General features: G+C 64.8%; 22 protein-coding genes, 1 tRNA gene and 1 pseudogene. 15 read left to right on the forward strand and 9 right to left on the reverse strand.

Annotated features, from left to right (window positions below; genetic code table 11):
• Positions 1 to 6 precede the first annotated feature (6 nt).
• Positions 7 to 996, forward strand: coding sequence for a UDP-glucose 4-epimerase GalE (gene galE / locus GM910_RS10280; protein ID WP_159587422.1), 990 nt, complete (start codon positions 7 to 9; stop codon positions 994 to 996).
• Here the strand turns inward: galE and GM910_RS10285 are convergent.
• Positions 991 to 1,578 carry a sugar transferase gene (locus GM910_RS10285; protein ID WP_281354883.1) on the reverse strand — a complete coding sequence of 196 codons (588 nt, stop codon included), beginning with the start codon at positions 1,576 to 1,578 and terminating at the stop codon, positions 991 to 993. The two genes, galE and GM910_RS10285, sit on opposite strands and share 6 nt — an antisense overlap.
• Positions 1,579 to 1,592: 14 nt before the next feature.
• Entirely contained in the window at positions 1,593 to 3,542 is a 1,950-nt protein-coding gene (locus GM910_RS10290) for a polysaccharide biosynthesis protein (protein ID WP_159587423.1), read from the reverse strand.
• 252 nt (positions 3,543 to 3,794) lie between these two features.
• Here GM910_RS10290 and GM910_RS10295 point away from each other — a divergent pair.
• Positions 3,795 to 3,869: transfer RNA gene (locus GM910_RS10295), tRNA-Gln, on the forward strand.
• Between the two features lie 115 nt (positions 3,870 to 3,984).
• Entirely contained in the window at positions 3,985 to 4,236 is a 252-nt protein-coding gene (locus GM910_RS10300; protein ID WP_159587424.1) for a GIY-YIG nuclease family protein, read from the forward strand.
• 116 nt (positions 4,237 to 4,352) lie between these two features.
• Here the strand turns inward: GM910_RS10300 and GM910_RS10305 are convergent, their stop codons facing one another.
• From GM910_RS10305 to GM910_RS10315, 3 genes are all read right to left on the reverse strand, one after another.
• Positions 4,353 to 4,757, reverse strand: a complete 405-nt coding sequence (locus GM910_RS10305; protein ID WP_159587425.1) for a type II toxin-antitoxin system VapC family toxin — start codon at positions 4,755 to 4,757, stop codon at positions 4,353 to 4,355.
• Positions 4,748 to 5,002 (reverse strand): type II toxin-antitoxin system Phd/YefM family antitoxin, encoded by a 255-nt coding sequence (locus tag GM910_RS10310; protein WP_159587426.1) that lies wholly within the window; start codon positions 5,000 to 5,002, stop codon positions 4,748 to 4,750. Before GM910_RS10310 ends, GM910_RS10305 begins: the two co-directional genes overlap by 10 nt.
• A 69-nt stretch (positions 5,003 to 5,071) precedes the next feature.
• On the reverse strand, positions 5,072 to 6,427 hold the full coding sequence (locus tag GM910_RS10315; protein WP_159587427.1) for a phosphohexomutase domain-containing protein: 1,356 nt from the start codon (positions 6,425 to 6,427) through the stop codon (positions 5,072 to 5,074).
• A 219-nt stretch (positions 6,428 to 6,646) separates the two neighbouring features.
• Here GM910_RS10315 and GM910_RS10320 point away from each other — a divergent pair, with 219 nt between their 5' ends.
• The 4 genes from GM910_RS10320 to cysQ all read left to right on the forward strand — a co-directional run bounded on the left by GM910_RS10320 (position 6,647) and on the right by cysQ (position 11,611).
• Positions 6,647 to 7,768, forward strand: coding sequence for a DegT/DnrJ/EryC1/StrS family aminotransferase (locus GM910_RS10320; RefSeq protein WP_159587428.1), 1,122 nt, complete (start codon positions 6,647 to 6,649; stop codon positions 7,766 to 7,768).
• A gap of 209 nt (positions 7,769 to 7,977) precedes the next feature.
• A complete protein-coding gene (gene cysD / locus GM910_RS10325; RefSeq protein ID WP_159587429.1) occupies positions 7,978 to 8,883 on the forward strand; it encodes a sulfate adenylyltransferase subunit CysD in 906 nt (301 codons plus the stop codon).
• Complete coding sequence (cysN, locus tag GM910_RS10330; protein ID WP_159587430.1) at positions 8,883 to 10,793, forward strand: sulfate adenylyltransferase subunit CysN; 1,911 nt, start codon at positions 8,883 to 8,885, stop codon at positions 10,791 to 10,793. Before cysD ends, cysN begins: the two co-directional genes overlap by 1 nt.
• Positions 10,787 to 11,611, forward strand: a complete 825-nt coding sequence (cysQ, locus tag GM910_RS10335) for a 3'(2'),5'-bisphosphate nucleotidase CysQ (RefSeq protein ID WP_246225960.1) — start codon at positions 10,787 to 10,789, stop codon at positions 11,609 to 11,611. The genes cysN and cysQ overlap by 7 nt, the downstream gene beginning before the upstream one ends.
• 220 nt (positions 11,612 to 11,831) lie before the next feature.
• Here the strand turns inward: cysQ and GM910_RS10340 are convergent, their stop codons facing one another.
• Together GM910_RS10340 and GM910_RS10345 are read right to left on the reverse strand one after the other, a co-directional pair.
• The gene (locus GM910_RS10340; protein ID WP_159587431.1) at positions 11,832 to 12,752 is read right to left on the reverse strand and encodes a carbohydrate kinase family protein; all 921 of its coding nucleotides are present in this window, start codon (positions 12,750 to 12,752) and stop codon (positions 11,832 to 11,834) included.
• 39 nt (positions 12,753 to 12,791) lie between these two features.
• On the reverse strand, positions 12,792 to 14,006 hold the full coding sequence (locus tag GM910_RS10345; RefSeq protein ID WP_425482669.1) for an ROK family transcriptional regulator: 1,215 nt from the start codon (positions 14,004 to 14,006) through the stop codon (positions 12,792 to 12,794).
• 338 nt (positions 14,007 to 14,344) lie between these two features.
• Between GM910_RS10345 and GM910_RS10350 the strand changes: the two genes are divergently transcribed.
• The 3 genes from GM910_RS10350 (at position 14,345) to GM910_RS10360 (ending at position 17,342) form a co-directional block, all read left to right on the forward strand.
• The gene (locus GM910_RS10350; RefSeq protein WP_159587515.1) at positions 14,345 to 15,361 is read left to right on the forward strand and encodes a sugar ABC transporter substrate-binding protein; all 1,017 of its coding nucleotides are present in this window, start codon (positions 14,345 to 14,347) and stop codon (positions 15,359 to 15,361) included.
• 119 nt (positions 15,362 to 15,480) lie between these two features.
• Positions 15,481 to 16,563, forward strand: a complete 1,083-nt coding sequence (locus GM910_RS10355; RefSeq protein WP_159587432.1) for an ABC transporter permease — start codon at positions 15,481 to 15,483, stop codon at positions 16,561 to 16,563.
• On the forward strand, positions 16,560 to 17,342 hold the full coding sequence (locus GM910_RS10360; RefSeq protein WP_159587433.1) for an ATP-binding cassette domain-containing protein: 783 nt from the start codon (positions 16,560 to 16,562) through the stop codon (positions 17,340 to 17,342). The genes GM910_RS10355 and GM910_RS10360 overlap by 4 nt, the downstream gene beginning before the upstream one ends.
• Before the next feature lie 82 nt (positions 17,343 to 17,424).
• On the opposite strand, the gene GM910_RS10365 is transcribed toward GM910_RS10360, so the two are convergent.
• Entirely contained in the window at positions 17,425 to 17,667 is a 243-nt protein-coding gene (locus GM910_RS10365; protein WP_159587434.1) for a type II toxin-antitoxin system Phd/YefM family antitoxin, read from the reverse strand.
• Between the two features lie 140 nt (positions 17,668 to 17,807).
• Complete coding sequence (locus tag GM910_RS10370; protein ID WP_246225962.1) at positions 17,808 to 18,761, reverse strand: LysR family transcriptional regulator; 954 nt, start codon at positions 18,759 to 18,761, stop codon at positions 17,808 to 17,810.
• Positions 18,762 to 18,922: 161 nt separating this feature from the next.
• Here GM910_RS10370 and chvE point away from each other — a divergent pair, with 161 nt between their 5' ends.
• The 5 genes and pseudogenes from chvE to araD form a co-directional block, all read left to right on the forward strand.
• Positions 18,923 to 19,990: a multiple monosaccharide ABC transporter substrate-binding protein gene (gene chvE, locus GM910_RS10375; RefSeq protein ID WP_159587435.1), complete on the forward strand. Its 1,068-nt coding sequence runs from the start codon at positions 18,923 to 18,925 to the stop codon at positions 19,988 to 19,990.
• A gap of 65 nt (positions 19,991 to 20,055) precedes the next feature.
• On the forward strand, positions 20,056 to 21,576 hold the full coding sequence (mmsA, locus tag GM910_RS10380; protein ID WP_159587436.1) for a multiple monosaccharide ABC transporter ATP-binding protein: 1,521 nt from the start codon (positions 20,056 to 20,058) through the stop codon (positions 21,574 to 21,576).
• A gap of 3 nt (positions 21,577 to 21,579) precedes the next feature.
• On the forward strand, positions 21,580 to 22,791 hold the full coding sequence (gene mmsB, locus GM910_RS10385; protein ID WP_159587437.1) for a multiple monosaccharide ABC transporter permease: 1,212 nt from the start codon (positions 21,580 to 21,582) through the stop codon (positions 22,789 to 22,791).
• 12 nt (positions 22,792 to 22,803) lie between these two features.
• On the forward strand, positions 22,804 to 23,775 hold the full coding sequence (gene araD1, locus GM910_RS10390; protein ID WP_159587438.1) for an AraD1 family protein: 972 nt from the start codon (positions 22,804 to 22,806) through the stop codon (positions 23,773 to 23,775).
• Positions 23,776 to 24,024: 249 nt separating this feature from the next.
• Positions 24,025 to 25,740 (forward strand): annotated as a pseudogene (gene araD, locus GM910_RS27200) (L-arabinonate dehydratase); the annotation flags it as partial.
• Between the last annotated feature and the right edge of the window lie 17 nt (positions 25,741 to 25,757).

A 25,757-nucleotide genomic window follows, 5' to 3' on the forward strand; every position in this document is an offset into this window, starting at 1 on the left:
GGTGCGTTGACGGTTCTGGTAACGGGCGGTGCCGGCTATATCGGCAGCCACATGGTCTGGGAATTGCTCGACCACGGCGAAGAGGTGGTGGTGCTCGACCGGCTCTCCACGGGCTTTGACTGGGCGGTGCCGGAGGCGGCCGAGCTGGTCGTCGGCGATATCGGCGACCAGAAGCTGGTGGAGCAGACCATGAAGCGCCGCGGCGTCGATGCCGTCATTCACTTCGCCGGCTCGATCATCGTGCCCGAATCGGTCTCCGATCCGCTCGGCTACTATCTCAACAACACCGTGAAATCGCGCGCGCTGATCGAAAGCGCGGTGCGCTGCGGCGTGAAGCACTTCATCTTCTCCTCCACCGCCGCCGTCTACGGCAGCCCGAACAAGGTACCGGTGACGGAGGAAAATCCGCTTGAGCCCGAATCGCCCTACGGCACCTCAAAGCTGATGACCGAACTGATGCTGCGCGACACCGCCGCAGCCCACGATTTCGCCTATACGGCGCTGCGCTATTTCAACGTTTCGGGCGCCGATCCGAAGAAGCGCACCGGCCAGTCCACCAAGGGCGCCACGCACTTGATCAAGGTCGCCTGCGAGACGGCCACCGGCAAGCGCCCGCACATGGAGGTTTTCGGCGACGACTATCCGACGCGCGACGGCACCTGCGTGCGCGACTATATCCACGTCTCCGACCTGGTGAACGCGCATTATCTGGCGCTCGAGCGGCTGCGCAAGGGGCGCGGCAGCCTTGTCGCCAATTGCGGCTACGGGCGGGGCTATTCGGTCCTCGAAGTGATCGACACCGTCAAGCGCGTGTCGGGCACGGATTTCACCGTGACGAAGAGCGGCCGGCGCCCGGGCGACGCGGTGGCCATCGTGGCGAGCGCCGAACACTGTTTCGACGAACTCGGCTGGAAGCCCGCCCATGACGATCTCGAGGAGATCGTCACCCACGCGCTCAACTGGGAAAACCTCTTGGCCAGGCGCAACCGGCTATGAGCGCCGGAACGTCCGTATCAGAAGCGCGAGATCCCGTCCGATCGACCACCGGCTGAGATACTCGGCGTCGGTTTCGGCGCACAATGCCGGCTTCGACATGTCGATGCCGCGCACTTGCGCCAGACCGGTGATACCGGGGGCGGCCGCAAAGACGCCGAGCCTTTCGCGGTGGCGGATGAGCTCTTCCTGCTCCGGCAGGCAGGGGCGGGGACCGACAAGCGACATCTCCCCCTTGAGAACATTCCAGAGCTGCGGCAACTCGTCGAGCTTGGTTATGCGCAGGAAGCGGCCGACCGGCGTCACCGCGTCCGGCCTTGCCTCATGGGTGGGCACGGAGGGCGTGTCCGTGCGCATGGTCCTGAGCTTGTAGCAGCGGAAGGGGACCGCGCCGCGGCCGAGGCGGGTCTGGGCGTAGAATGCCGGACCATCGGACGTGGCGCGGACGAGAACGGCGACGGCAAGCACCACGGGCACGGCCACGACGGCGGCGGGAAGCGCAATCGCCAGGTCGAACGCGCGCTTGCCGCGGGGGAGGGGGTATCCTCCTTGCAGGGCGGCATCGCCGGAAGCGGTCTGCACCACGTCTCCGCCTCCGCTCAAGCCGAGTGCCGAAGGTTTTCGTTCGCCTCCACCGGCGGCTGCAGGGCCGGCTTCCCGCCCTTTTCCTCCAGCCCGCCCTTTTCCTCCAGAAGGCCGAAGAGCGCCTGGCGCACCGCTGCCTCGTCGGCGCGATCGATGGCCTCTTTGAGTTGTTCCAGCATGGCGGGGATCCGGCCGGCTCTGTTGTTCTGCGCCTTGGCGCGCAGGATCTTCGGATGCCGCGTGGTGTTGACGCCATCGGGATCGTAGAAGAGCTCTTCGTTGAGCTTCTCCACCGGCTGCATGCCGATGGTGACGATCTCGATGTCGCCGTCGGGATTTTCCTCGTTGCGCACCGTCAGGCCGGCAAGCATGATCATGTCTTCGGCCAGATCGCGGATCTTCACCGGCTCGCCCATGTCGAGAAGCAGGATGTCCCCCGATTGCGACAGGGCGCCGGCCTGCACGATCAATTCCGCCGCCTCGCGCACGGACATGAAGTAGCGCGTCATATCGTTATGCGTCAGTGTCACCGGGCCGCCGGCGGCGATCTGCTCCTTGAAGAGCGGCACGACGGAGCCGCTGGAGCCGATCACGTTGCCGAAGCGCACGCAGGCGAAGACGCGCTTCTTCCCCGCCTTTGCCGCTTCCTTGCCGTAGTGGCGCACGATCAGCTCCGCCCAGCGCTTGGTGGCGCCCATCACGCTCTTCGGCCGCACCGCCTTGTCGGAGGAAATCAGGATGAAGTTCTCGACGCCCCCCGTACACGCCTCCTCGACCAGCGTCAGCGTGCCAAGGACGTTGTTGCGAACGCCCTCGATCTGGTTTTCCTCGACCAGGGAAACATGCTTGTAGGCGGCGCAGTGATAGACGGTCTCCACCTTGTGGGCGGCAATCGTGCGGCGCACGAGCTCTCGATCGGTGACGGAGCCGAGCACGGCGACGACGGAGAAGCAGCCATAGCTGCGCAACTCGCGCTCGATCTGGTAGAGGCCGAGCTCGTTGAACTCCAACAGCACCATCTTCGCGGGCTTCGCCTGCGCGATCGTGCGGCAGAGCGCCGAGCCGATGGAGCCGGCAGCACCCGTCACCATGATGACGCGGCCCTCGACCGGCGTCTTGAGCAGTGCCGGATCGGCGGGCACGGGCGGGCGCCCCAGAAGATCGTCGATGTCGATGTCGCGCACATAGCTGACGATGTATTTGCCGGAGGCGAGATCGGCGATCGGCGGCAGCACACGGATCTTGACCGGGAAACGGCCGATGCTGGCCACCAGATCGCGCCGCTCGCGCGGGCTGGCGGAGGAGGTGGCGATGATGACCTCCTCGATGCCGATGGTGCTGATGAGCTCCTCCAGCCGCTCCGAGGGATGGATGCGGATACCGAGGATGTCCATGTCGTGCAGGCCCTCGTCGTCGCTGACGAAGGCCATCACCCGGCAATCGCCTGCCGCATGCAGCGCCTCGGTGAGCTGCGCGGCGGCATCGCTCGCGCCGTAGATCAGCACCCGCTTCTTGTCCTTTGCCTTCGGCATGCCGAGACCGAGCAGCCACTTGGCGCCGAAGCGGCTGCCGGCGACTGCGATGATGCCGCCGGCCCAATAGAGCACGGCGATGGTACGCGGAATGCCCTCCGAGCCGTATGAAAGGGTGAGGAAGGCCATGCTGACCCAGATCAGGGCGGAGATCGTCACCGCCTGGATGATGGTCCAGATCGCCCGTTCCCTGAGATAGCGCAGAACGGCGCGGTAGAGCCCCATGCGGATGAAGATCGGGATGGCGATGATCGGCCCGGCCGCGATGAACATCATCTGCTCGCGGTTGGGGATGAAGATCCGCTCGAAGCGATAGCAGAAGGCGAGCCAGATGATGAGCATCAGCCCGACGATGTCGGTCGCCACAAGCACCATTCTCTTGGTGCTGCGCGGACGGGCATGAATCCAGTTTCGGATTCGGTTCAAGGTCATGGTTTATCGTACCGAATTGCGTATAGCCCCCCTGCCTAAAGGCAGCGCACCGCAACGTACCCGCAACAGACGGCAAATCAAAGCTTAGCGCTTTCCCTAGCAGCAATTGTGGCAAAGGTCGAACATGAAGGCATCACCAACCGCAATATGCTGTTTCGGTTGCGTGATGGGGTTTCATTCGCCGTTGCCTTGGAGGGCCAGTGTCTCTATATGGGCTGCGTCCGCTGGCAGCCGGGAATGGTTGTCAGGCGTTGGGGCGTAGCCAAGTGGTAAGGCAGCGGTTTTTGGTACCGCCATGCGCAGGTTCGAATCCTGCCGCCCCAGCCAGCCTTCGCTTGGCTATTGCCAAGCTTCGGCTTGGCGAGCCAGACGCAACTTACCAGGGCAATAGCCAAGCGAAGGCTATCCCGCCGGAGCTTTAGCGAAGGCGGACCGGGCCGACATGCAATACGTTTATATTCTGCAAAGCTTGAAATATCGGGACAAATATTATGTCGGCTGTACGAACGATGTCGCCGATCGCCTGAGAAGGCACAACGCAGGCCAATCTGATTCTCAGTCGCGCCATTCCTCGATGTATGGACCGTGGGAGCTGGTCGTTCAGATCGGTTTTGAAGACAAGGCGAAAGCATTTGCCTTTGAGAAGTATCTGAAATCAGGGTCCGGGCGGGCTTTTGCCAAAAAGCATTTCTGAAAGTAGACCTTCGTCCATGATGCCCGACGAGCCTTCGCTTGGCTATTGCCAAGCTTCGGCTTGGCGAGCCAGACTATCAGCCAAGCGAAGGCGGACGGGCCGATTTCGCCCGCCCTCTACAGCGTCAAAAGCCGCAGCCCCGGCAGACCGGAGAAATCGTCGGCATTGACTGTCAGCAATACGTACCCGTGCTCGATGGCCTGGGCCGCGATCCACAGATCGTTATAGCGCGGCCGGGGCGAACGCCCGGCCTGCTTGACGGCGGCAGCGAGCACGCCGAAGGCCGCAGCGGTATCCTTTGTAACGCCTAAAACCGGCCGGCTCTCCACCTGCCGCAAATAGGCTGCGCGCACGGCGCGCTCGGCGGGGTCGGCGCAGACCTCCACCCCGAATCTCAATTCGCCCAAACTGATTACCGACGTAAAAACCGGTGCCTCTCCAGCTGCCGCGATCACCGCTTGCCGATCCACTTGGCCGGCGGCGAGCCCAAGCCAGATACAGCCATCGAAGATTACTCCCACGGATCACGCACTGCTTCGTCGAACACTCCACGGCTCTCTTTGAGCCAAGCGGTTGCCTGCTCCGGCGTCATGGCAGGTTGCAGCCCGGCGAGAGCCTGGGCTGCGTTCATGGTGCGCTCGGGCGGCGTAATCCAAGCGATGACCGTACGATTGCGCTCGACCATCACAATCTCATCTCCACCCACGACCATGTCCAGAATCTCGCGCGTATTTCGTGCCAACTCCGTGGCGCTGACGGTGTGCACAGCTCAATCTCCAGAATTTGCGTAACAATACGTATTATGCGCAAAGATTCGCTTATTTCAAGCCCGCTGTCACCCATCGATCAGGCCGCTCAGCTCCGCCACCTTCTCCTCCAGGAGCTTCTGATTCGCCCGCGTCTCCACATTGAGGCGCAGCAGGGGTTCGGTGTTGGAGGCGCGCAGGTTGAAGCGCCAGTCGTCGAAGACCATGCCAAGCCCGTCGACGGTCTCGAGGGCCGGGTTGGCGCGCCCGAAATGGTCGGCAACCCTTTCCTGCACGGCCTTGGCGTCGTCGACGGTGAAGTTGATCTCGCCGGAGCAGGGGAATTTGGCGATGCGCTCCTCCAGCGTCTCGGCGAGGGTCGAGCCGGTGACCGACAGTTCGCACACCACGTCGAGCCAGGTGAGCATGCCCGAATCGCAGTAGCTGAAGTCGCGGAAATAGTGGTGCGCGCTCATTTCACCGCCGTAGATGGCGTTCTCCTCGCGCATCATGCGCTTGAAGTAGGCGTGGCCGGTGCGGCACGGCTTTGCGATGCCGCCCATGCCTTCGACGATGTCGATGGTGTTCCAGGTCAGGCGCGGGTCGTAGAGGATGGTGCTGCCGGGCGCCTTTTCCAGCATGCGCTTGGCGATCATGCCGACGAGGTAATAGCCCTCCACGAAGCGGCCCTTGTGGTCGTAGAGGAAGCAGCGGTCGAAGTCGCCGTCCCAGGCGACGGCGAGGTCGGCGCCATGCTCGACCACGGCCTGGCTCGCCTTCTGCCGCTTTTCCTTCAGGAGCGGGTTGGGAATGCCGTTGGGAAGCCGCGGGTCGGGCTCATGGTCGATCTTGATGAAGGTGAAGGGCAGGTGCTCTTCGAGGAGGTCGATGATGGGGCCGGCGCAGCCGTTGCCGGCGTGGCAGACGATCTTGAGCGGCTTCAGTGCCTGGCCGGCAACCTCTTCCAAGAGCCGTTCGATATAAGCGCCACGGTCGCAGACGGGCCGTAAGCTGCCACGCTCGCCGTAGCTGTCCACGGCCGAGAGCGTGCGGTCGGAGCGCATAAGCTCCTCGATGGCGTTGAAAGCGTTGTCGGGTGTGGCCGCCGCCGCTCCCTTCAGCACCATCTTGATGCCGTTGTAGTCCAGCGGGTTGTGGCTGGCGGTGACCATGAGCCCGGCATCCGCGCCCGAGCGGGCGGTGTGGAAATAGACCTCCTCCGTGCCGCACAGCCCGACCGGCAGGACGTCGACGCCGCTGTCCAGCAACCCTTGGGCAAGCGCGTCGGCGAGGGCGGGACTGTCGAGGCGCATATCGTGCCCGACCACAACCGTCCCCGGCGACAGGGACTTTTTCGTCGCCTGGGCAAAACGATATGCGAAGGGAACGTTGATCTCGCCGGGAATCTGGCCGCGAACGTCATACGCCTTGAACGGTGCGCTCATGCTCATTCTCTCCTAGTCTGCCCTAGTCTGCCCCCAAGGTGCGTATTTGTTAAAGGTGATGATTGTGCGACGCAACAAGCAGCGGCGCCCGCACGGTCACCGCGTGTAACAACGCCTGCGACAGAGTGAACGTCCCTTTCTGTTGCGAAACGTCCCGCGCACGCATATTCACCGGGCGGGTTCAATCGAAAACTTTATCACGGGGCGAGGCAGGCACGCATGCAATTCATCGATCTTGGCGCGCAGCGCGAACGCATAAAGGCGCGGCTCGAGAAGAGGCTGGCCAAGGTTCTGGCCGAGGGCCGCTACATCCTCGGGCCTGAGGTTGCCGAGTTCGAGGAGAAGATCGCCGACTACATCGGCGTGAAGCATGCCGTCGCCTGCGCCAACGGCACCGACGCGCTTCTCATGCCGCTGATGGCATTCGGCATCGGCCCGGGCGACGCCGTCTTTTGCCCGAGTTTCACCTTCGCCGCGACGGCGGAAGTGGTGGCGCTGGCGGGCGCTGCGCCGGTCTTCGTCGATATCGATCCCGACAGCTACAACATCGACCTTGAAAGCCTGGAGGCGGCGATCGCCCATGTGCGCGAAGAAGGCCGCCTGACGCCGAAGGCGATCATCCCCGTCGATCTCTTCGGCCTTGCCGCCGAGTACAACGACATCGCCAGGATCGCCGAGCGCGAAGGCTTGCGCATCGTCGAGGACGCGGCGCAGGCGACCGGCGGTTCCTACGGCAACACCATGTGCGGCGCCTTCGGCGACGTCGCCGGCACCAGCTTCTATCCGGCCAAGCCGCTGGGCTGCTACGGCGACGGCGGCGCCATGTTCACCAACGATGCGGACCTTGCCGAGGTGCTGCGCTCGATCGCCTTCCATGGCAAGGGCGAGAGCCAGTACGACAATGTGCGCATCGGCCTCAACTCGCGGCTCGACACGCTCCAGGCGGCGATCCTCATCGAAAAGCTCGCCATCCTGCCGGAGGAGATGGACCTGCGCCAGGAAGTTGCCGCGCGCTATCATGAGGTGCTGGGCGACGTCGTGAAGGTGCCCTCGGTGCCGGCCGGAAGCCGTTCCGCATGGGCGCAATATGCGATCGAGACGCCGGCGCGGGACGCCGTGCGCGCCAGCCTCAGGGAAGAGGGCATCCCGTCCGTCGTCTATTACGAAAAGCCCCTGCACCTGCAGGAGGCCTATGCCGCCTATCCGCGCGCGCCGAAAGGGCTGCCCGTTTCGGAAAGCCTGCCGGAGCGCATCCTGTGCCTGCCCATGCATCCCTATCTTTCCAAGGCCGATCAGGAGCGTGTCGCTGCTGTCGTCAGACGGGCGGTGAAGGGAGCATGATTGTGGGTTTGGACGTGCACTCGGACCGACTTACGAGCGCTCCGGAAGAACATTCCGCATTCGGAGCGAACGACGCAAAATGCACATCGGCAGGTGGAACCTATTGGGTTCCCTCGCCTTGAGGGGTATGAAACTGCCATGTTATGCCCACACAGTTTTGGTACTGCACTGCAACATAGATCGCGGACAACGATACAGGGCTAGAACATATGTCGGCACCGCTTACGCATCTTCAGCGCTTGGAGGCCGAGTCGATCCACATAATGCGTGAGGTCGCCGCGAGCTTTTCCAAACCGGTCATGCTTTATTCGATCGGCAAGGACTCCTCCGTCCTCCTTCATCTGGCGATGAAGGCTTTTTACCCGGCCAAGCCGCCGTTTCCCTTTCTCCATGTGGACACCACCTGGAAGTTCCGCGAGATGATCGCCTTCCGCGACCGCATGGCGGAGGAGCTCGGCTTCGATCTCCTGGTGCACATCAACGAGGACGGCGTGCGCGACGGCATCAACCCGTTCGACCACGGCTCGAACGTGCATACTCACGTGATGAAGACCGTGGCGCTGCGCCAGGCGCTCGACAAATACGGCTTCGACGCGGCCTTTGGCGGTGCCCGCCGCGACGAGGAGAAGAGCCGGGCCAAGGAGCGCATCTTCTCCTTCCGCAATTCAAGCCACGGCTGGGACCCGAAGAACCAGCGCCCGGAGATGTGGAAGATCTACAACACGCGCATCGCCCAAGGAGAGTCGATCCGCGTCTTCCCGCTGTCGAACTGGACCGAGCTCGATATCTGGCAATACATCCTGCAGGAGAACATTCCCATCGTGCCGCTCTATTTCGCCAAGAAGCGGCCGGTGGTCGACCGCGGCGGCATGACGATCCTGGTGGACGACGACCGGCTCAAGTTGCAGCCTGACGAAAAAATTGAAGAGCGCAAGGTACGCTTCCGCACACTTGGCTGCTATCCGTTGACCGGCGCGATCGACTCCGACGCAGAGACGCTGGAAGGCATCGTCGCTGAAATGCTTACCGCGCGCACCTCCGAGCGCCAGGGCCGGCTTATCGACCGCGACGAAACGGGGTCGATGGAGAAGAAGAAGCGGGAAGGGTACTTCTGATGCTGAAAGTTGACGAGGTTCTTCCAGACACCGAGACCGCCGATATCCGCACCTATCTGGCGAGCCAGGAGAAGAAGACGCTGCTGCGCTTCCTCACCTGCGGCTCGGTGGACGACGGCAAGTCGACGCTGATCGGCCGGCTTCTCTACGATACTAAACTGATTTTTGAAGATCAGCTCGCAACCCTCGAGCAAGACTCGAAAAAACACGGCACCACGGGCGACGACATCGATCTCGCCCTTCTGGTCGACGGCCTGGAGGCCGAGCGCCAGCAGGGGATCACCATCGACGTCGCCTACCGCTTCTTCGCAACGCCGAAGCGCAAGTTCATCGTCGCCGACACGCCGGGCCACGAGCAGTACACCCGCAACATGGCCACCGGCGCCTCCAGCGCCGACCTGGCGGTGGTGCTGGTCGACGCGCGGCAGGGTGTGCTGGCGCAGACGCGCCGCCACTCCATCATCGCCTCGCTCCTTGGCATCCGCAACATCGTGCTGGCGGTGAACAAGATCGATCTCGTCGACTTCGACGAGGGGGTCTTCAAGCGGATCGTGGCGGAGTACGAGGCCTTTGCCAAGGATCTGGGCTTTGCCTCGGTCGTGCCCATTCCGATGTCGGCGCGCTACGGCGACAACGTCACGCGGGCGTCGGACAAGTCGCCCTGGTACACCGGGCCCTCGCTCATCGACCATCTGGAGACGGTGGATGTCGAGGGCGATGCGGCCGAACGCCCGTTCCGCTTTCCGGTGCAGTATGTGAACCGGCCGAACCACGAGTTCCGCGGCTTTGCGGGAACGGTGGCTTCCGGCTCCATCGCCGTCGGCCACGACGTGGTGGTGGCCAAGTCGGGCAAGCGCTCGCGCGTCAAGCGCATCGCCACCTATGACGGCGACCGGGAGAGAGCGTCGGAGGGCGAGGCGGTGACGCTGCTGCTCGACGACGAGATCGAGGTTTCGCGCGGCAACATGCTGGTGGCGCCGAATGCCCGCCCGCACGTGGCCGACCAACTCGCGGCCAATGTCGTTTGGTTCGACGAGCATCCGCTTCTTCCCGGCCGCATGTACCTCTTGCGGACGGAGACGGACCAGGTGAACGCCACCGTCAGCCATCTGAAGCACCGCACCAACGTCAACAATTTCGCCCACGAGGCGGCGAAGAGCCTCGACCTGAACGAGGTCGGCGTCTGCAATTTCTCGCTCCAGGCGCCCATTGCCTTCGATTCCTTCGAGGAAAACCGCACCACCGGCGCCTTCGTGCTGATCGACCGGCTGACCAACGCCACCGTCGGCGCCGGCATGATCCTGCATCCCTTGCGCCGGGCGGCCAATATCCATTGGCAGGCGCTGGACGTGACCAAGGCGTCGCGGTCGGAACTGAAGCATCAGAAGCCCGCTGTCCTGTGGTTCACCGGCCTTTCGGGTTCCGGCAAGTCGACCATTGCCAATCTTCTGGAAAAGAAACTGCATGCGGCCGGCCGCCACACCTATATCCTCGACGGCGACAACGTGCGTCACGGGCTCAACCGCGACCTCGGCTTCACCGAGGAAGACCGGGTGGAAAACATCCGCCGCGTCGCCGAGGTGGCGCGCCTGATGGCCGAGGCGGGGCTGATCGTGCTGGTCTCCTTCATCTCGCCCTTCCGGGCCGAGCGCCGCATGGCGCGCGACCTGATGACCGAGGGCGAGTTCATCGAGGTCTTCATCGATACGCCTTTCGAAGAGTGCGCCAGGCGCGACCCCAAGGGGCTCTATGCCCGCGCGCTCAAGGGCGAGATCAAGAACTTCACCGGCGTCGATTCACCCTACGAGGTGCCGGAACTGGCGGACGTTCACCTGCCCACGGTAGACCGCTCGCCCGAAGATCTGGTGGAAGAATTGGAAACCTGGCTTAAGGAGCGCGGCTATTGCTGAGCGGAGAGGCAACGCGGCTGCTGGACGACGAAGCGGCCCTTCTGACGCTGTTCGAGGATCTTGCACTCGCCGCCGGGCGCGCGATCATGGAGCATTACGAGGCCGGCGTCAGCGTCGAGGAGAAGGCTGACGCCTCGCCGGTGACCGAAGCCGACCGAGCCGCCGAGCGCATTATCCTTACGGGACTGCGCGCCACGCTCGCCGGCGCGCCCTGCGTGTCGGAAGAGGAAGCCTCCGGCGGTGTCCTGCCGGTTTGCGGCGACGACGGCTTTTTGCTGGTGGACCCCCTCGACGGCACGCGCGAGTTCATTGGCCGTCGGCCCGACTTCACGGTCAATATCGCTCTGGTGAAAGAGGGAGCGCCGGTGGCCGGCGTCGTCTACGCACCGGCGCGCGGCGTTCTTTACTCCGGCCGTCCAGGTGCGGCGTTCGAGGCCGAAACCCGCGACGGCAAATCGATCGTGAGCCGCCGCCAGATCAGCGCCCGCCCGGCACGCACGCCGCCGGCGATCGTTGCCAGCCGTTCCCATTCGACACCGGAAACGGAAGCCTTCATCGCCCGTTATCCGGGGGCGGAGACCGTCTCCGTCGGCTCGTCGCTGAAATTCTGCATGCTCGCCCGCGGCGACGCGGATCTCTACCCGCGCTTCGGGCGTACCATGCAATGGGATACGGCGGCGGGCGATGCCGTGCTCAGGGCGGCTGGCGGGCGCACGCTGACGCTGGAGGGTGAACTGTTCACCTACGGCCCGAAGGGCGGCGAGGGGCTGGAGGCGTTCGCCAATCCGTTCTTCATCGCCGAGGGGCGGGCGGGGTAGTTACCCGTAGAGGTTCCCACCCCTTCGCGCCCCCCTCTGTCCTGCCGGACATCTCCCCCGCAAGGGGGGAGATTGGCCGTCACAGGGGCTTTCGCCAATCGTCAACGTTGCAAAACAGGCGCCGGAGCAAGCGGCCGGGGCAATCTCCCCCCTTGCGGGGGAGATGTCCGGCAGGACAGAGGGGGGCGCGAAGGGGCTGAAACGTCTCTGTGCCTGCCCCTCAAAGCTCCTCCCGCCACGGCGGGTTGGCGCCGGCGCGCGAGACTGTCACCGCCGCGACGCGGGCGGCGAAGCTGAGAGCCTCACGCACCGCATCCTCGCGCAGGTTGGCGATGCTTTCCTTGTTCAGGCACCCTGCTTCGCGCAAGGCGGCGAGCACGCCGGCGTTGAAGGCATCGCCCGCGCCAACGGTGTCGACCACCGGGACTTGCACCGCCTCCATCGTCACGGTCCCGCCGTTCCAGAAGGCCGTCGCCCCCTTGGCGCCGCTTGTCACGATGACGAGCTTCGTGCCCGCCTGAAGCAGGCCGTGTGCCGCCTCTTCGTGCGAAGACACCTCGCCGAACCAGGCAAGGTCCTCTTCCGAAATCTTCACGATGTCCGCCATCGCCATCATGCGCCGCATGCGCGCCTTGTGGGCCTCGGCATCCTTGATGAAGACCGGCCTTATGTTGGGGTCGAGCATGGTGACGCGGGCCGCGCTCTCGCGCGCCATCAGGGCCTTGTAGGTGGCTCCGCAGGGTTCGGTGGCGAGGCTGATGCCGCCGAAAAGAAGTGCCTCCACATCATCTTCCAGTCGCGGCAGGTCCGCTTCCGTGAGCATGCGCCCGGCCGAGTTCTCGTCGTAGAAGAAGTAGCTTGCATGGCCTTCGCTAAGGCTGACGAAGGCGAGGGTGGTGGGGAGGCTGGAGATTTTGGCGTAGGCGAGGTCGACCCGGCTGTCGCGCAGCGCCTCCTGCAGGCGGGTGCCGAACAGATCGTCGGAGAGGCCCGAGAAGAACGACACGGGCGCGCCGAGCCGTCCGAGCGCCAGGGCGCTGTTGAAGACCGAGCCGCCGGCATGGGGGGCGAAGGCGCTTTCGCCGTCGGCCGTCTTACGCGGCAGCATGTCGATCAGCGCTTCACCGCAGCACAGGATCATCGTCGTTCCTCCCGGGAGAATGTGGAAAACGGATGCGGGTCATATGGCAGATTGCGCGCCGACGAGGAAGCGCTCGGCGAGCGGCAGGCTGGCGCCGCCGAGCGCGCGCGCATGCCGGCCCACGGTGCCCTCGCGCACGGCGGGGAGCCTCAAGCCCTCCGAATCGAGCGTGGCGAGGTGGCGCGCCGTGCGCGCGACGACCTCTCCACGCACCGAAAGCGGCAACCAGCCGTCGATGACGGCAGCCTGGAAGTCGATGACGGCGGAGGCGGCAAGGATGGCGTGCGCGAGGCCCTGGGCGGCGCCTTCCATCCAGCGCTCCAGGTCGTCGCCCAGTTCGCCCCAGTCGTCCGGCGAGGTCCATAGATGGGTGGCGTCCTCTCCGCGCGCGACGATCGCCTTTTCGAGCACGCTGATGGAGGCGACGTCGATGAGCTGCCGCGTTCTGCCGTCGGGGCCGGGCACGGGGATGGAGCCCAGTGCCCCGGCATTCCCCGTGCGGCCGGTGAAAAGCCGTCCGCCGAGCGCAATGCCGCCGCCGACGAAGGCGCCGAGATAGAAATAGATGAAGTCGTCCCGGGTCGGCGGGTTGCCGAAGACGAGCTCCGCCCCGCAAGCCGATGTGGCGTCGTTCTGCAGATAGACGGGGAAGGGGCAGCGCTCGGCAAAGGCGGCGCGGATATCCGTGTGCCGCCAGCCATCCATGGCGCCCGGCGGCGCGCCCGCCGCATCGGCCCAGTTCCACAATTCGAACGGCATGGCGATGCCGAGCCCGGCGACGCGCTCCCAGGTGCGGCGATCGGCGCTCTCGGCGACTTCCGCCAGATCCTCCGTCACGAAGCGGATCGTCTCCTCCGGCGTCGGATAGGCGTAGGAATGCTGGCGCATGCGGCGGATCGTGCCGCGAAAGTCGATCAGCGCCAGCTCCGAGCTGCGCCGGCCGATCTTCAGGCCCAGGAAGAAGGCGCCGTCGGGGTTGAGGCTCATGGGGATGGAGGGCTGACCCACCTTGCCGCGCTGCGGGCTGCCGCGCACCAGAAGCGCGTCGGCCTCCAGCCCGCGCATGATGACGGAGACGGTCTGTGCCGAAAGCCCGGTCATGCGGGCGATCTCGGTCTTGGCGAGGCTGCCGTGCTGGCGCAGGAGCGACAGCACCAGGCGCTCGTTGTAGTCGCGCATGCCGCTCTGGTTGGTGCCCAGATTCGGGCGCGGCGTGCGCGCGCCGTCGCTTTCCCTCGCAAAACCGCCTTCCAAGCCCGTTCCCTTCCTCCCAGTGGTGCGATCCTGACAGATGGTACCCATCTGTCAGGACAAATCGCCCCACCGGATCAATGGCTTGTGGGCCGACTCTTCCAAACGGATGGGTACCATCTGTTTGGGTCAGACCACTAGGGTGCCTTTTTGCGCGCACAATGGGATGCCGCAGACGTTAAGTCAATAAATAAATAAACATGATTTATCTATTGACACGGCGTCCCACCTTCTGTTTTCTGGTCGTCACGTGATCGGCCGCCACAGGATCGACACGTGTTCGTGGCGTCGTCGGACGCCAACTCGCTTCTCGGGAGGATACCGTGACCAAACACGCGCTACTGAAGACCACCGCGCTCGCCCTTGCCGGCGCCGGCTTTCTCGGCCTTGCACAGCCCGCCGCCGCTCAGGATGTGGGCGCATGCCTGATTACCAAGACCGACATCAACCCCTTCTTCGTGAAGATGAAGGAGGGCGCCACCGCCAAGGCGGAGGAACTGGGCATTTCGCTTTCCACCTTCGCCGGCAAGGTCGACGGCGACCACGAAACCCAGGTCCAGGCGGTCGAGACCTGCATCGCCTCGGGCGCCAAGGGTATCCTGCTCACGGCCTCCGACACCAAGGCCATGGTGCCGGTGGTCAAGAAGGCGCGCGACGCCGGCGTTCTGGTGATCGCGCTCGACACGCCGCTGGAGCCCATCGACGCGGCCGACGCCACCTTCGCCACGGATAATTTCAAGGCCGGCGAGCTGATCGGCCAGTGGGCCGCGGCGACGTTGGGCGATGCGGCGGCGGACGCCAAGATCGCCATGCTCGACCTGACGCCCAGCCAGCCCTCGGTGGATGTGCTGCGCGACCAGGGCTTCATGACCGGCTTCGGCATCGAAACCGGGGACGCCGACCGCATCGGCGACGAGGACGACCCGCGCATCGTCGGCCACGACATCACCAACGGCAACGAGGAAGGCGGCCGCACGGCCATGGAAAACCTTCTCCAGCGCGACCCGGACATCAACGTCGTCTACACCATCAACGAACCCGCCGCCGCCGGCGCCTACGAAGCCTTGCAGTCCTTCGGCAAGACCGAGGGCGTGCTCGTCGTTTCCATCGACGGCGGCTGCCCGGGTGTGCAGAACGTCAAGGAAGGCATCATCGGCGCTACGTCGCAGCAATATCCTCTGCTCATGGCTTCGCTGGGCATCGAGGCGATCGCCAAGTTCGCCGAGACCGGCGAGAAGCCGGAGCCGACGCCAGGCCTCGACTTCTTCGACACCGGCGTGACGCTGGTCACCGACCAGCCGGTGGAGGGCGTGGAGTCGATCGGCACCGACGAAGGTCTCGAGCGCTGCTGGGGCTAGTCGTTCCCATGCGCCTGTAGGGGCGTGCGGAGCGGCCCTCGAGCCGCTCCGCGACGTTCTTGTTTGACGGCAATGCTTTTTCTCCTCACGATGAGTGCAACACGATGGGAGGATCGACGATGAGCGAGGCGGGCGGCGCCGCGCGCAGAGGACAGGAGTTCGAGGACGGGCTGGAGAAGAGCGACGCCAGCGTCGCCGCCTTCGAAAGCCACGAAAAGACGATCCTCGACCGGCTGCAGCATTTCCTGCACGGCAATCCGACGATGGTGCCGGTGATCGTGCTCCTGCTGAGCATCGCCGTCTTCGGCTTTGTCGCCGGCGGCAACTTCTTCAGCGCCTTCAACCTGTCGCTCGTCATGCAGCAGGTCTCCATCATCGGCATCCTTGCCGCTGCCCAGAGCCTGGTGATCCTCACCGCCGGCATCGACCTCTCGGTCGGCGCAAGCATGGTTCTGGTCTCCGTCATCATGGGCAATCTGGCGGTCAAGATGGGGCTCCCCGCGCCGCTGGCCATCGGCGTGGGCTTCATATGCGGCATGCTGGCGGGGACGCTCAACGGCTTTCTCGTCACGCGCGTCAAGCTGCCGCCCTTCATCGTCACGCTGGGCACATGGAACATCTTCTTCGCGCTCAACCTGTGGCTTTCCGGCGCCCAGTCGATCCGCAGCCAGGATATCGACGCCACAGCCCCCTTGCTGAAATGGTTCGGCGAGAGCATCCGCATCGGCGGAGCCCAGTTCACCTACGGCTCCATCCTGATGGTGCTCATCTTCGCGGTGCTCTGGTATGTGCTCAATCGCACGGCCTGGGGCAGGCATGTCTATGCGGTGGGCGACGACAAGGAAGCGGCGGAGCTTTCCGGCATCCGCACTAACCGCACGCTGGTGCAGGTCTACGCCGTCGCCGGCCTCGTCTGCGCCATCGGCGCCTGGGCCTCGATCGGCCGCGTCGGCTCGGTCTCGCCGCAGAGCTTCCAGGAAGCGAACCTCCAGTCCATCACCGCCGTCGTCATCGGCGGCATCTCGCTGTTTGGCGGGCGCGGCTCCATCGTCGGTCCCCTCGTTGGCGCTCTCATCGTCGGCGTGTTCAACTCCGGCCTCAGGCTCGCCGGCGTCGACGTGCTGTGGCAGGTCTTCGCCATCGGCTGGCTGACGATCATCGCCGTGGCGCTGGACCAGTGGATCAGAAAGGTGTCGGCATGAGCACCGAACCCATCCTCACCGCCCGTGGCCTCGTCAAGCACTACGGCCGCGTGGTGGCCCTCAACCAGACCGATTTCGACCTTTACCCGGGCGAGATCCTTGCCGTCATCGGCGACAACGGTGCCGGCAAGTCGACCCTCATCAAGGCCATCTCCGGTGCCATACATCCCGACGAGGGCGAGATCCGGCTGGACGGCGAGCCGGTCCACTTCCGCTCGCCGCTGGAGGCGCGGGAGGCCGGCATCGAGACCGTCTACCAGACGCTGGCGCTGTCGCCGGCGCTCTCCATCGCCGACAACATGTTCCTGGGCCGGGAGATTCGCAAATCAGGCTTCATGGGCCGCTGGTTCCGCTCGCTGGACCGCGAGGCGATGGAGCGGATCGCCCGCGAAAAACTTTCCGATCTCGGCCTGATGACCATCCAGAACATTGGCCAGGCGGTGGAGACACTGTCGGGCGGCCAGCGCCAGGGCGTGGCCGTGGCACGCGCCGCCGCCTTCGGCTCCAAGGTCATCATCATGGACGAGCCGACGGCGGCGCTGGGCGTCAAGGAATCGCGCCGCGTGCTCGATTTGATCCAGGACGTGCGCTCGCGCGGCATGCCCATCGTGCTCATCTCGCACAACATGCCGCACGTCTTCGAGGTTGCCGACCGTATTCACGTGCACCGCCTGGGGCGGCGGCTTTGCGTCATCGATCCGAAGGACTACACGATGTCGGATGCCGTGGCCTTCATGACGGGCGCGAAGGAGCCGCCGGCAGAGGCGCTGGCGGCTTAGCGCGTGATGAATTGAAGCCGGATCGGGTTGCGGATGGCATCCGCCCTGTAAGTATCGACAACGGTCGCTTGCGGTGGAAGCATCAGTAGCGCTCGTCGTCGCGCATCTCGCGCACGAACTTTGCGCTCCTCTCGCCACCTTGAGGCGCGCGGGCGCGGAACGCGGCGAGCTTTTCGAGGGGAAGCGGCTTCTTGCCAAGAACAGCGGGCCGCATACATGCGACCGGCTTGCCGCGTCGGGTGATGATTATTTCTTCACCCGATTCCACCATGTCGAGCAGATCGCTCAGATGCGTCTTGGCGTGAGCCAGATTGACCGTGACCATATTCAGTGCCCTATGACCAAGAAGCCTGCCGCATGATAGCAGAGGATGCTTCTTTCTGCAGCCGGTCTCTTCGCGCCAGGCGGGGCAATCGCACACGACTGCCGATGTGCCTTTAACTCTCACGCCGTCTCAGCTTCGCCTCACGCCTCCCGCGCCAGCTCCTGCGACACCAACCCCCGCAACCGGCTGGCCAGCGGCGACAGTCGCCGGCTCCTGAGCGACAGGAGGTGGTAGGGCGCGACGACGATCGGCTCGTGGATCGGCAGCACCGCGAGCCCGAGCCCGCCCCCATTGCCGCGAAGCAACTCCGAGACCTCGCGGGACAGCGGGGCGATGGCGTCCGACGTCATCAGGAGCGCGATCATGGCGAGCAGCGAGGTCGTGTTGATGATGTTGCGGGGCAGGGCGGCGCCCGCCCCCAGGAAAGCGTCCTCCACCGCCACCCGCACCGGAGCCCCCACCGATTGCATGACCCATTCGAAACCGCCGAGATCGGCAATGGAGGCCGCGTTGGTGCCGGCAAGCGGATGGTTCTTGCGCACGACGAGGTCGACCGTCTCGACACGACCGCGGGCGATGATGAAGTCGCGCGGGTCGTAAGGCGGGGGCACGCGGCCCAGGACAAAGTCGAAATGGCCAGCCAGAAGATCGCGGATGAGCGCTTCGCTCGGCGCCACGTCGATATGCACGTCGGCGTTGGGCGAGGCGGCCTTCAGCTTCTGGATGGCCGGCATGACATAGCCGACCGCCGCTCCGGTGACGGCGCCCACGCGCACGCGCCCGCCCTTGCCGAGCTTGTACTCGTCGACCTCAAGCATCGTCTCGCGCAGCTCCGTCAGCAGCGTGTCGGCGTGGCGGACGATCATGCGCCCGACCTCGGTCGCGCTCATGCCCCGGGCATGCCGCTCGAACAGCGGCGCGCCGACGATTGCCTCGATCTGCGTCAGCATGCGCGAGGCTGCAGGCTGGGTCATGGAAAGGGAGGCCGCGGCGGGGCTGAGCTGCCCATGCTCGGCGATTGCCGCGACCAGGCGGAAATGGCTGAGCTTCAGCCGAGAACGGGGATCGGAGACCATGGGAGGAAGGTATACCACTTATGCTATGCAGATGAACAAAAAATGCATTTGATTGGTATAACCCTCCTCTCATAGTTTGACGCCCGGATCAGGGGATCCGCTCGTTCTTGAACAACGCCATCGGGTGCGGTCGGATGCGGGTGCATTGGGCCGGGCCCTTTGGTCATGGGAGGAATTCAATGAGAAAAATGACATCCGTCTTCGCCTCGCTCGCGCTCGGGGCAACCCTTTTCGCGGGTGCTGCGGAGGCGCAGGACAAGGGTTATGTCGGCATCGCCATGCCCACCAAATCTTCGGCGCGCTGGATCTCCGACGGCGGCTCGATGGTTGAGCAGTTCGAGGCGGCCGGCTACACCACCGACCTGCAATACGCCGAGGACGACATCCCGAACCAGCTCGCCCAGATCGAGAACATGATCACCAAGGGCGTCAACGTTCTGGTGATTGCGGCCATCGACGGCACCACGCTTTCCAACGCGCTGGAGAACGCCGCCGCGGCCGACATCAAGGTGATCGCCTATGACCGCCTGATCCGCGACAGCGAGCATGTGGACTATTACGCCACTTTCGACAACTTCAAGGTCGGCGTGCAGCAAGCGACATCGCTGGTCAACGGCCTGAAGGAGCGCTTCCCCGACGAGAAGCCCTGGAACGTCGAATTGTTCGGCGGCTCGCCCGACGACAACAACGCCTACTTCTTCTACGACGGCGGCATGTCCGTGCTGCAGCCGCTGATCGATTCCGGCGACATCGTCGTCGCCTCCGGCCAGGAAGGCATGGACACGGTCGGCACGCTGCGCTGGGACGGCGCGGTGGCGCAGTCGCGCATGGACAACCTTCTGTCCGCCCACTACACGGACAAGCAGCTGCACGGCGTCCTTTCGCCCTATGACGGCCTGTCGATCGGCATCCTGTCGTCGCTGAAGGGTGTCGGCTACGGCTCGGGCGACCTCGAAATGCCGATCGTCTCCGGCCAGGACGCCGAGGTTCCCTCGGTGAAGTCGATCCTCGCCGGCGAGCAGTACTCCACCATCTTCAAGGACACGCGCGAGCTTGCTCGTGTCACCGTCGGCATGGTGGACGCGCTCCTGCAGGGCAGTGAGCCGGAGATCAACGACACGGAGACCTATGACAACGGCGTCAAGGTCGTGCCGTCCTACCTGCTCGAGCCGATGCTGGTCGACGCCGGCAATTGGGAAGAGGCTCTGATCGGTTCCGGTTACTACACCGAAGACCAGGTGAAGTAAGAACAAGACAGGAAAAATGGCCCGCCCGTTCGAACGGGCGGGCCGCCTTGATGAAGAACATTCACATGCAAGCCATTTTGGAGATGCAGGGCATCACCAAGAGCTTTCCCGGCGTGAAGGCTCTGGACGACGTGAACCTGACGGTGGCACGCGGCGAGATCCACGCGCTGGTGGGCGAGAACGGCGCCGGCAAATCCACGCTGATGAAGGTTTTGAGCGGGGTCTATCCGCACGGCTCCTATGACGGCGACATCGTCTTCGAGGGGAAGCCCGTCGCCTTTTCCGGCATCTCCGACAGCGAGCGCGACGGCATCATCATCATCCACCAGGAACTGGCGCTGGTGCCGCTCCTGTCGATCGCGGAAAACATCTTTCTCGGCAACGAGATCGCCAAGGGCGGTGTCGTGGATTGGCCGGAGACGAACGCGCGCACCGAAAAGCTCCTGAAGACCGTCGGCCTCAAGGAAAAGCCGGTCGCGCGCGTCGACACGCTGGGCGTGGGCAAGCAGCAGCTCGTGGAGATCGCCAAGGCGCTGTCCAAGAAGGTGAAGCTGCTGATCCTCGACGAGCCGACGGCGGCACTCCAGGAGAACGACAGCCAGAAGCTGCTCGACCTGCTGCTCGAATTGAAGGCGGAAGGCATCTCCTCCGTCCTCATCTCGCACAAGCTCAACGAGGTCAGCCGCGTCGCCGATTCCATCACGGTGCTGCGCGACGGAAAGACGGTCTCCACCCTCGACTGCCATTCCGAAAAGATCAGCGAGGAGCGGATCATCCGCGACATGGTGGGCCGCGACATGGCTCACCGATACCCTGAGCGCACGCCCGAGATCGGCGAAACGCTGCTCGATGTGGCCGAGTGGAATGTCTGGCACCCGTTGCAGACGGAGCGCCAGGTGATCCGCGGCGCCTCCTTCCGCGTGGCCGCGGGCGAGGTGGTCGGCATTGCCGGCCTGATGGGCTCCGGCCGCACCGAGCTTGCCATGAGCCTGTTCGGCAAGAGCTATGGCCGCAACATCTCCGGCACGGTGAAGCTGCGCGGCAAGGAGATCGACGTCTCCACCGTCGGCCGCGCCGTTGCAAACGGTCTCGCCTACGTTACCGAGGACCGCAAGGCACTGGGCCTCGTTCTGGAAGAGGACGTCATGCGCAACACCACGCTCGCCAACCTGGCGCGGGTGTCGAGGAACGGCGTCATCGACAACGCCGAGGAGCGCCAGGTGGCCGAGCGCTACCGCACGGCCCTCGGCGTGCGCACGCCCTCGGTGTTTCAGAAGGTGATGAACCTTTCGGGCGGCAACCAGCAGAAGGTTGTGTTGAGCAAGTGGCTGTTCACGGAACCGGACGTGCTCATCCTCGACGAGCCGACCCGCGGCATCGATGTCGGCGCGAAGTTCGAGATCTATACCATCATCAACGAGCTTGCGGGGCAGGGGAAGGGGGTCGTCATGATCTCTTCCGAAATGCCGGAGCTGCTCGGCATGTGCGACCGCATCTACGTCATGAACGAGGGTGCGCTCGTCGGCGAGCTCAAGGGCAGTGAAGCGAACCAGGAAAAGATCATGTCGATGATCGTGAGGTCCTAGGAAATGACTGAAGTCTCAGCGCGCGAAAGAGAAACGGCGGCGGAAGGCGCGGTCGTCTCCATCGGCAGCCATCTGAAGAACCACCTGCGCGACTACGGCATGCTGCTGGCGCTGGTGGTCATCATGGCGTTCTTCCAGGTGGTGACCGACGGCACGCTGATGCGGCCGGTGAACCTCACCAACCTGATCCTGCAGAACAGCTACATCGTCATCATGGCGCTGGGCATGCTGCTCGTCATCGTCGCCGGCCATATCGACCTGTCGGTCGGCTCGGTCGTCGGCTTCGTCGGCGCGGTGGCGGCGGTGATGCTCGTCCAGTACGAGTTGCCGACACCGGTGGTCATCCCCGCCTGCCTCATCCTCGGCATCCTGATCGGCGCCGCGCAAGGCTACTGGATCGCCTATTGGCGCATCCCTTCCTTCATCGTCACGCTGGCCGGTATGCTCGTCTTCCGCGGGCTCACCCTCTGGGTGCTGCAGGGCCAGTCGGTCGGCCCGTTCCCGCGCGGCTTCCAGCTCTTGAGCACCGGCTTCATCCCCGACGCCTTCGGTATCGGCCGGCCCAACGCGACGGCCATTCTCTTGGGGGCGGCGACCGCGGCCATCCTCGTCTACATGGCCATGCGTGACCGCCGGCGGCACATGAAATACGGCATCGAGGACGAGCCCTTCAGCTTCTTCCTCGCCAAGAACGGCCTGATCGCCGCGGCAATCGTCTTCCTGTCCTACATGCTGGCGACCTATCGGGGCCTCCCCAACGTGCTCATCACCATGGCGGTGCTGACGGCGGCCTATACGTTCCTCACCAACTCGACCACGGTCGGCCGCAGGATCTACGCGCTGGGCGGCAACGAGAAGGCGGCCAAGCTCTCGGGCATCCCGACCGAGCGGCTCACCTTCCTCACCTTCGCCAATATGGGGATGCTGGCGGCGCTTGCCGGCCTCATCTTCGCAGCCCGGCTGAACACGGCGACACCGAAGGCGGGCGTCGCCTTCGAGCTCGACGTTATCGCCGCCGTCTTCATCGGCGGGGCGTCGATGTCCGGCGGCGTCGGAAAGATCGTCGGAGCGGTCGTCGGCGCCTTCATCATGGGCGTGATGAACAACGGCATGTCCATTCTTGGCATCGGCATCGACTATCAGCAGGTCATCAAGGGCTTGGTGCTGCTGGCGGCGGTGATCTTCGACGTCTACAACAAGAACAAATCGACCTGACGAGGCAAAACCATGCACCTTTCGCAACTGAAGAAGGGCGGCGTCGTCTGCCGCCGGGGAGAGGACGCGCGGCTGGTGGGCGGTGCAGCGAGCACCTACGGCCTCGCGCAGGAAGCGATCGAGACCGGGCAGAACCTTGCAGCGGTCATCGAGCGGCACGGGCTCGGCGAGGCGGTGGACCTGGAAAAACTGGCCGCTAAGGGTGCGCTCGACGTGCCCGTGCGCCATCCCGACCCGGCACATATGTTCCTCACCGGCACCGGCCTTACCCATCTCGGCTCGGCGTCCGCCCGCGACGCCATGCACGCCGAGGCCGACACGGCGGGCATGACCGATTCCATGAAGATGTTCCGGATGGGCATCGAGGGCGGCAAGCCGGACGCCGGCAAGGAAGGCGTGCAGCCCGAATGGTTTTACAAGGGCACCGGCGTCGGCGCGGTCGCGCCCGGCGATCCGCTCGTCTCGCCCGACTGCGCGCTCGACGGCGGCGAGGAGCCGGAGATCGCCGGCTTCTACCTGATCGGCAAGGACGGCAAGCCCTTCCGTGTCGGCTTCTCGCTCGCCAACGAGTTCTCCGACCACGTGACCGAGCGCATCAACTATCTCTACCTCGCCCACTCCAAGCTCCGCCCCGCCTCCTTCGGCCCCGAACTTCTTGCGGGCGACCTGCCGGGAGACATCCGCGGAATGTCCCGCATCCTGCGCGAGGGAAAGGTGATCTGGGAGAAGGAATTCCTGTCCGGCGAGGACAACATGTCCCACACGATCGCCAATCTGGAGCACCACCACTTCAAGTACGGCCTCTTCTGCCAGCCGGGCGACCTGCACGTGCACATGTTCGGCACGGCGACGCTCTCCTTCGCGGATGGGATCTCCTGCGGGGAGGGGGATGTGTGGGAGATCTCGGCGCCCGATTTCGGCCTGCCGTTGAGGAACCCGCATGCGCGGGAGAGGAAGCGCGAGACGGCGGTGGTGGTGCTTTGAGGACGGTTATGCTCGGAAATACCGGTGCCCCTTCGCGCCCCCCTCTGTCCTGCCGGACATCTCCCCCACGAGGGGGGAGATTGTGCCGGCCGCTTGCTCCGGCGCCTTTTCTGCAACGTTGCCGATTGGCGAAAGCCGTCGTGACGGCCGATCTCCCCCCGTGTGGGGGAGATGTCCGGCAGGACAGAGGGGGGCGCGAAGGGGCGCCGGTATTTCCATTCAGCCGAATTTGAAAGAAAGCACCCACGCATGAGCGCATTCACCCCAAAGCCCTGGCCGCGCAAGTTGCGCTCGCAGGAGTGGTTCGGCGGCACGTCGCGCGACCACATCTATCACCGCTCCTGGATGAAGAACCAGGGCCTGCCGGCCGACCTCTTCGACGGCCGCCCGGTGATCGGCATCTGCAACACCTGGTCGCAGCTCACCCCCTGCAACGCGCATTTGCGCGACCTTGCCGAGCGCGTGAAGCACGGCATCTACGAGGCCGGCGGCCTGCCGCTGGAGTTTCCGGTCTTCTCCACCGGCGAGAGCGCGCTGCGTCCCTCGGCCATGATGTTCCGCAACCTCGCCGCCATGGACGTGGAGGAGGCGCTGCGCGGCAACCCGCTCGACGGCGTGGTGCTTCTGGCCGGCTGCGACAAGACCACGCCCGCCGTGCTCATGGGGGCCGCCAGCGCCGACCTGCCGGCCATCGTCGTCTCCGGCGGACCGATGCTCAACGGCTGGTTCCGCGGCGAGCGCGTCGGCTCCGGCACGGCCCTTTGGCAGATGTCGGAGGCCATCAAGGCAGGCACCATGAGCCATGACGACTTCCTGGAGGCCGAGCAGGCGATGAGCCGCTCGCCCGGCTCCTGCAACACCATGGGCACAGCCTCCACCATGGCCTCGATGGCCGAGGCGCTCGGCATGGCGCTTTCCGGCAACGCCGCTATTCCCGCAGTCGACAGCCGCCGCCGCGTGATGGCGCATCTTTCGGGCCGGCGCATTGTCGAGATGGTGAAGGACGAGCTGAAGCCGTCGGACATCCTCACCCGCGAGGCCTTCGAGAACGCCATTCGCGTCAACGGCGCCATCGGCGGCTCGACCAACGCCGTCATCCACCTTCTGGCGCTGGCCGGCCGCGTCGGCGTCGACTTGACGCTGGACGATTGGGATAGGCTCGGCCGGGACATCCCCACCATCGTCAACCTGATGCCGTCGGGCAAATACCTGATGGAGGAGTTCTTCTATGCCGGCGGCCTGCCGGTGGTGATCAAGATGCTGGGGGAAGGCGGCAAGCTCAACCGCGACGCGCTCACCGTATCCGGCGGCTCCATGTGGGACGAGGTGAAGGCTGTCCAGAACTGGAACGACGATGTCATCCGCCCTGTCGAACGAGCCCTGACGCAGCAGGGCGGCATCGCCGTCCTGCGTGGAAACCTGGCGCCGCGCGGTGCCGTGCTGAAGCCCTCCGCCGCCTCGCCGCACCTTATGCAGCACCGGGGCCGCGCCGTCGTCTTCGAGGACATCGACGACTACAAGGCGAAGATCAACGACGAGGCGCTGGACGTCGACGAGACCTGCGTCCTGGTTCTGAAGAACTGCGGGCCCAAGGGCTATCCCGGCATGGCTGAGGTCGGCAATATGGGCCTGCCGCCCAAGGTTCTGAGGAAGGGCATCAGCGACATGGTGCGCATCTCCGACGCCCGCATGTCGGGCACGGCCTACGGCACGGTAGTGCTCCACACCTCGCCCGAAGCCGCCGCCGGCGGCCCGCTTGCCGTAGTGCGGGATGGCGACATGATCGAGCTCGACGTCGCCGGGCGCCGCTTGCACCTCGACCTCTCCGAGGAAGAGCTGGAGCGGCGGCTGGCCGGCTGGAAGCCGGCGGTGGAGCGGCCGGAGAGCGGCTACGCGCAGCTCTTCCACGACCACGTGCAGGGTGCCGATACGGGCGCGGATTTTGATTTCCTGAAGGGGCGCCGGCCTTTCCGATTTCTGGC

It is taken from the genome of Chelativorans xinjiangensis, assembly GCF_009812055.1.
Taxonomy (GTDB): Bacteria; Pseudomonadota; Alphaproteobacteria; order Rhizobiales; family Rhizobiaceae; genus Chelativorans; species Chelativorans xinjiangense.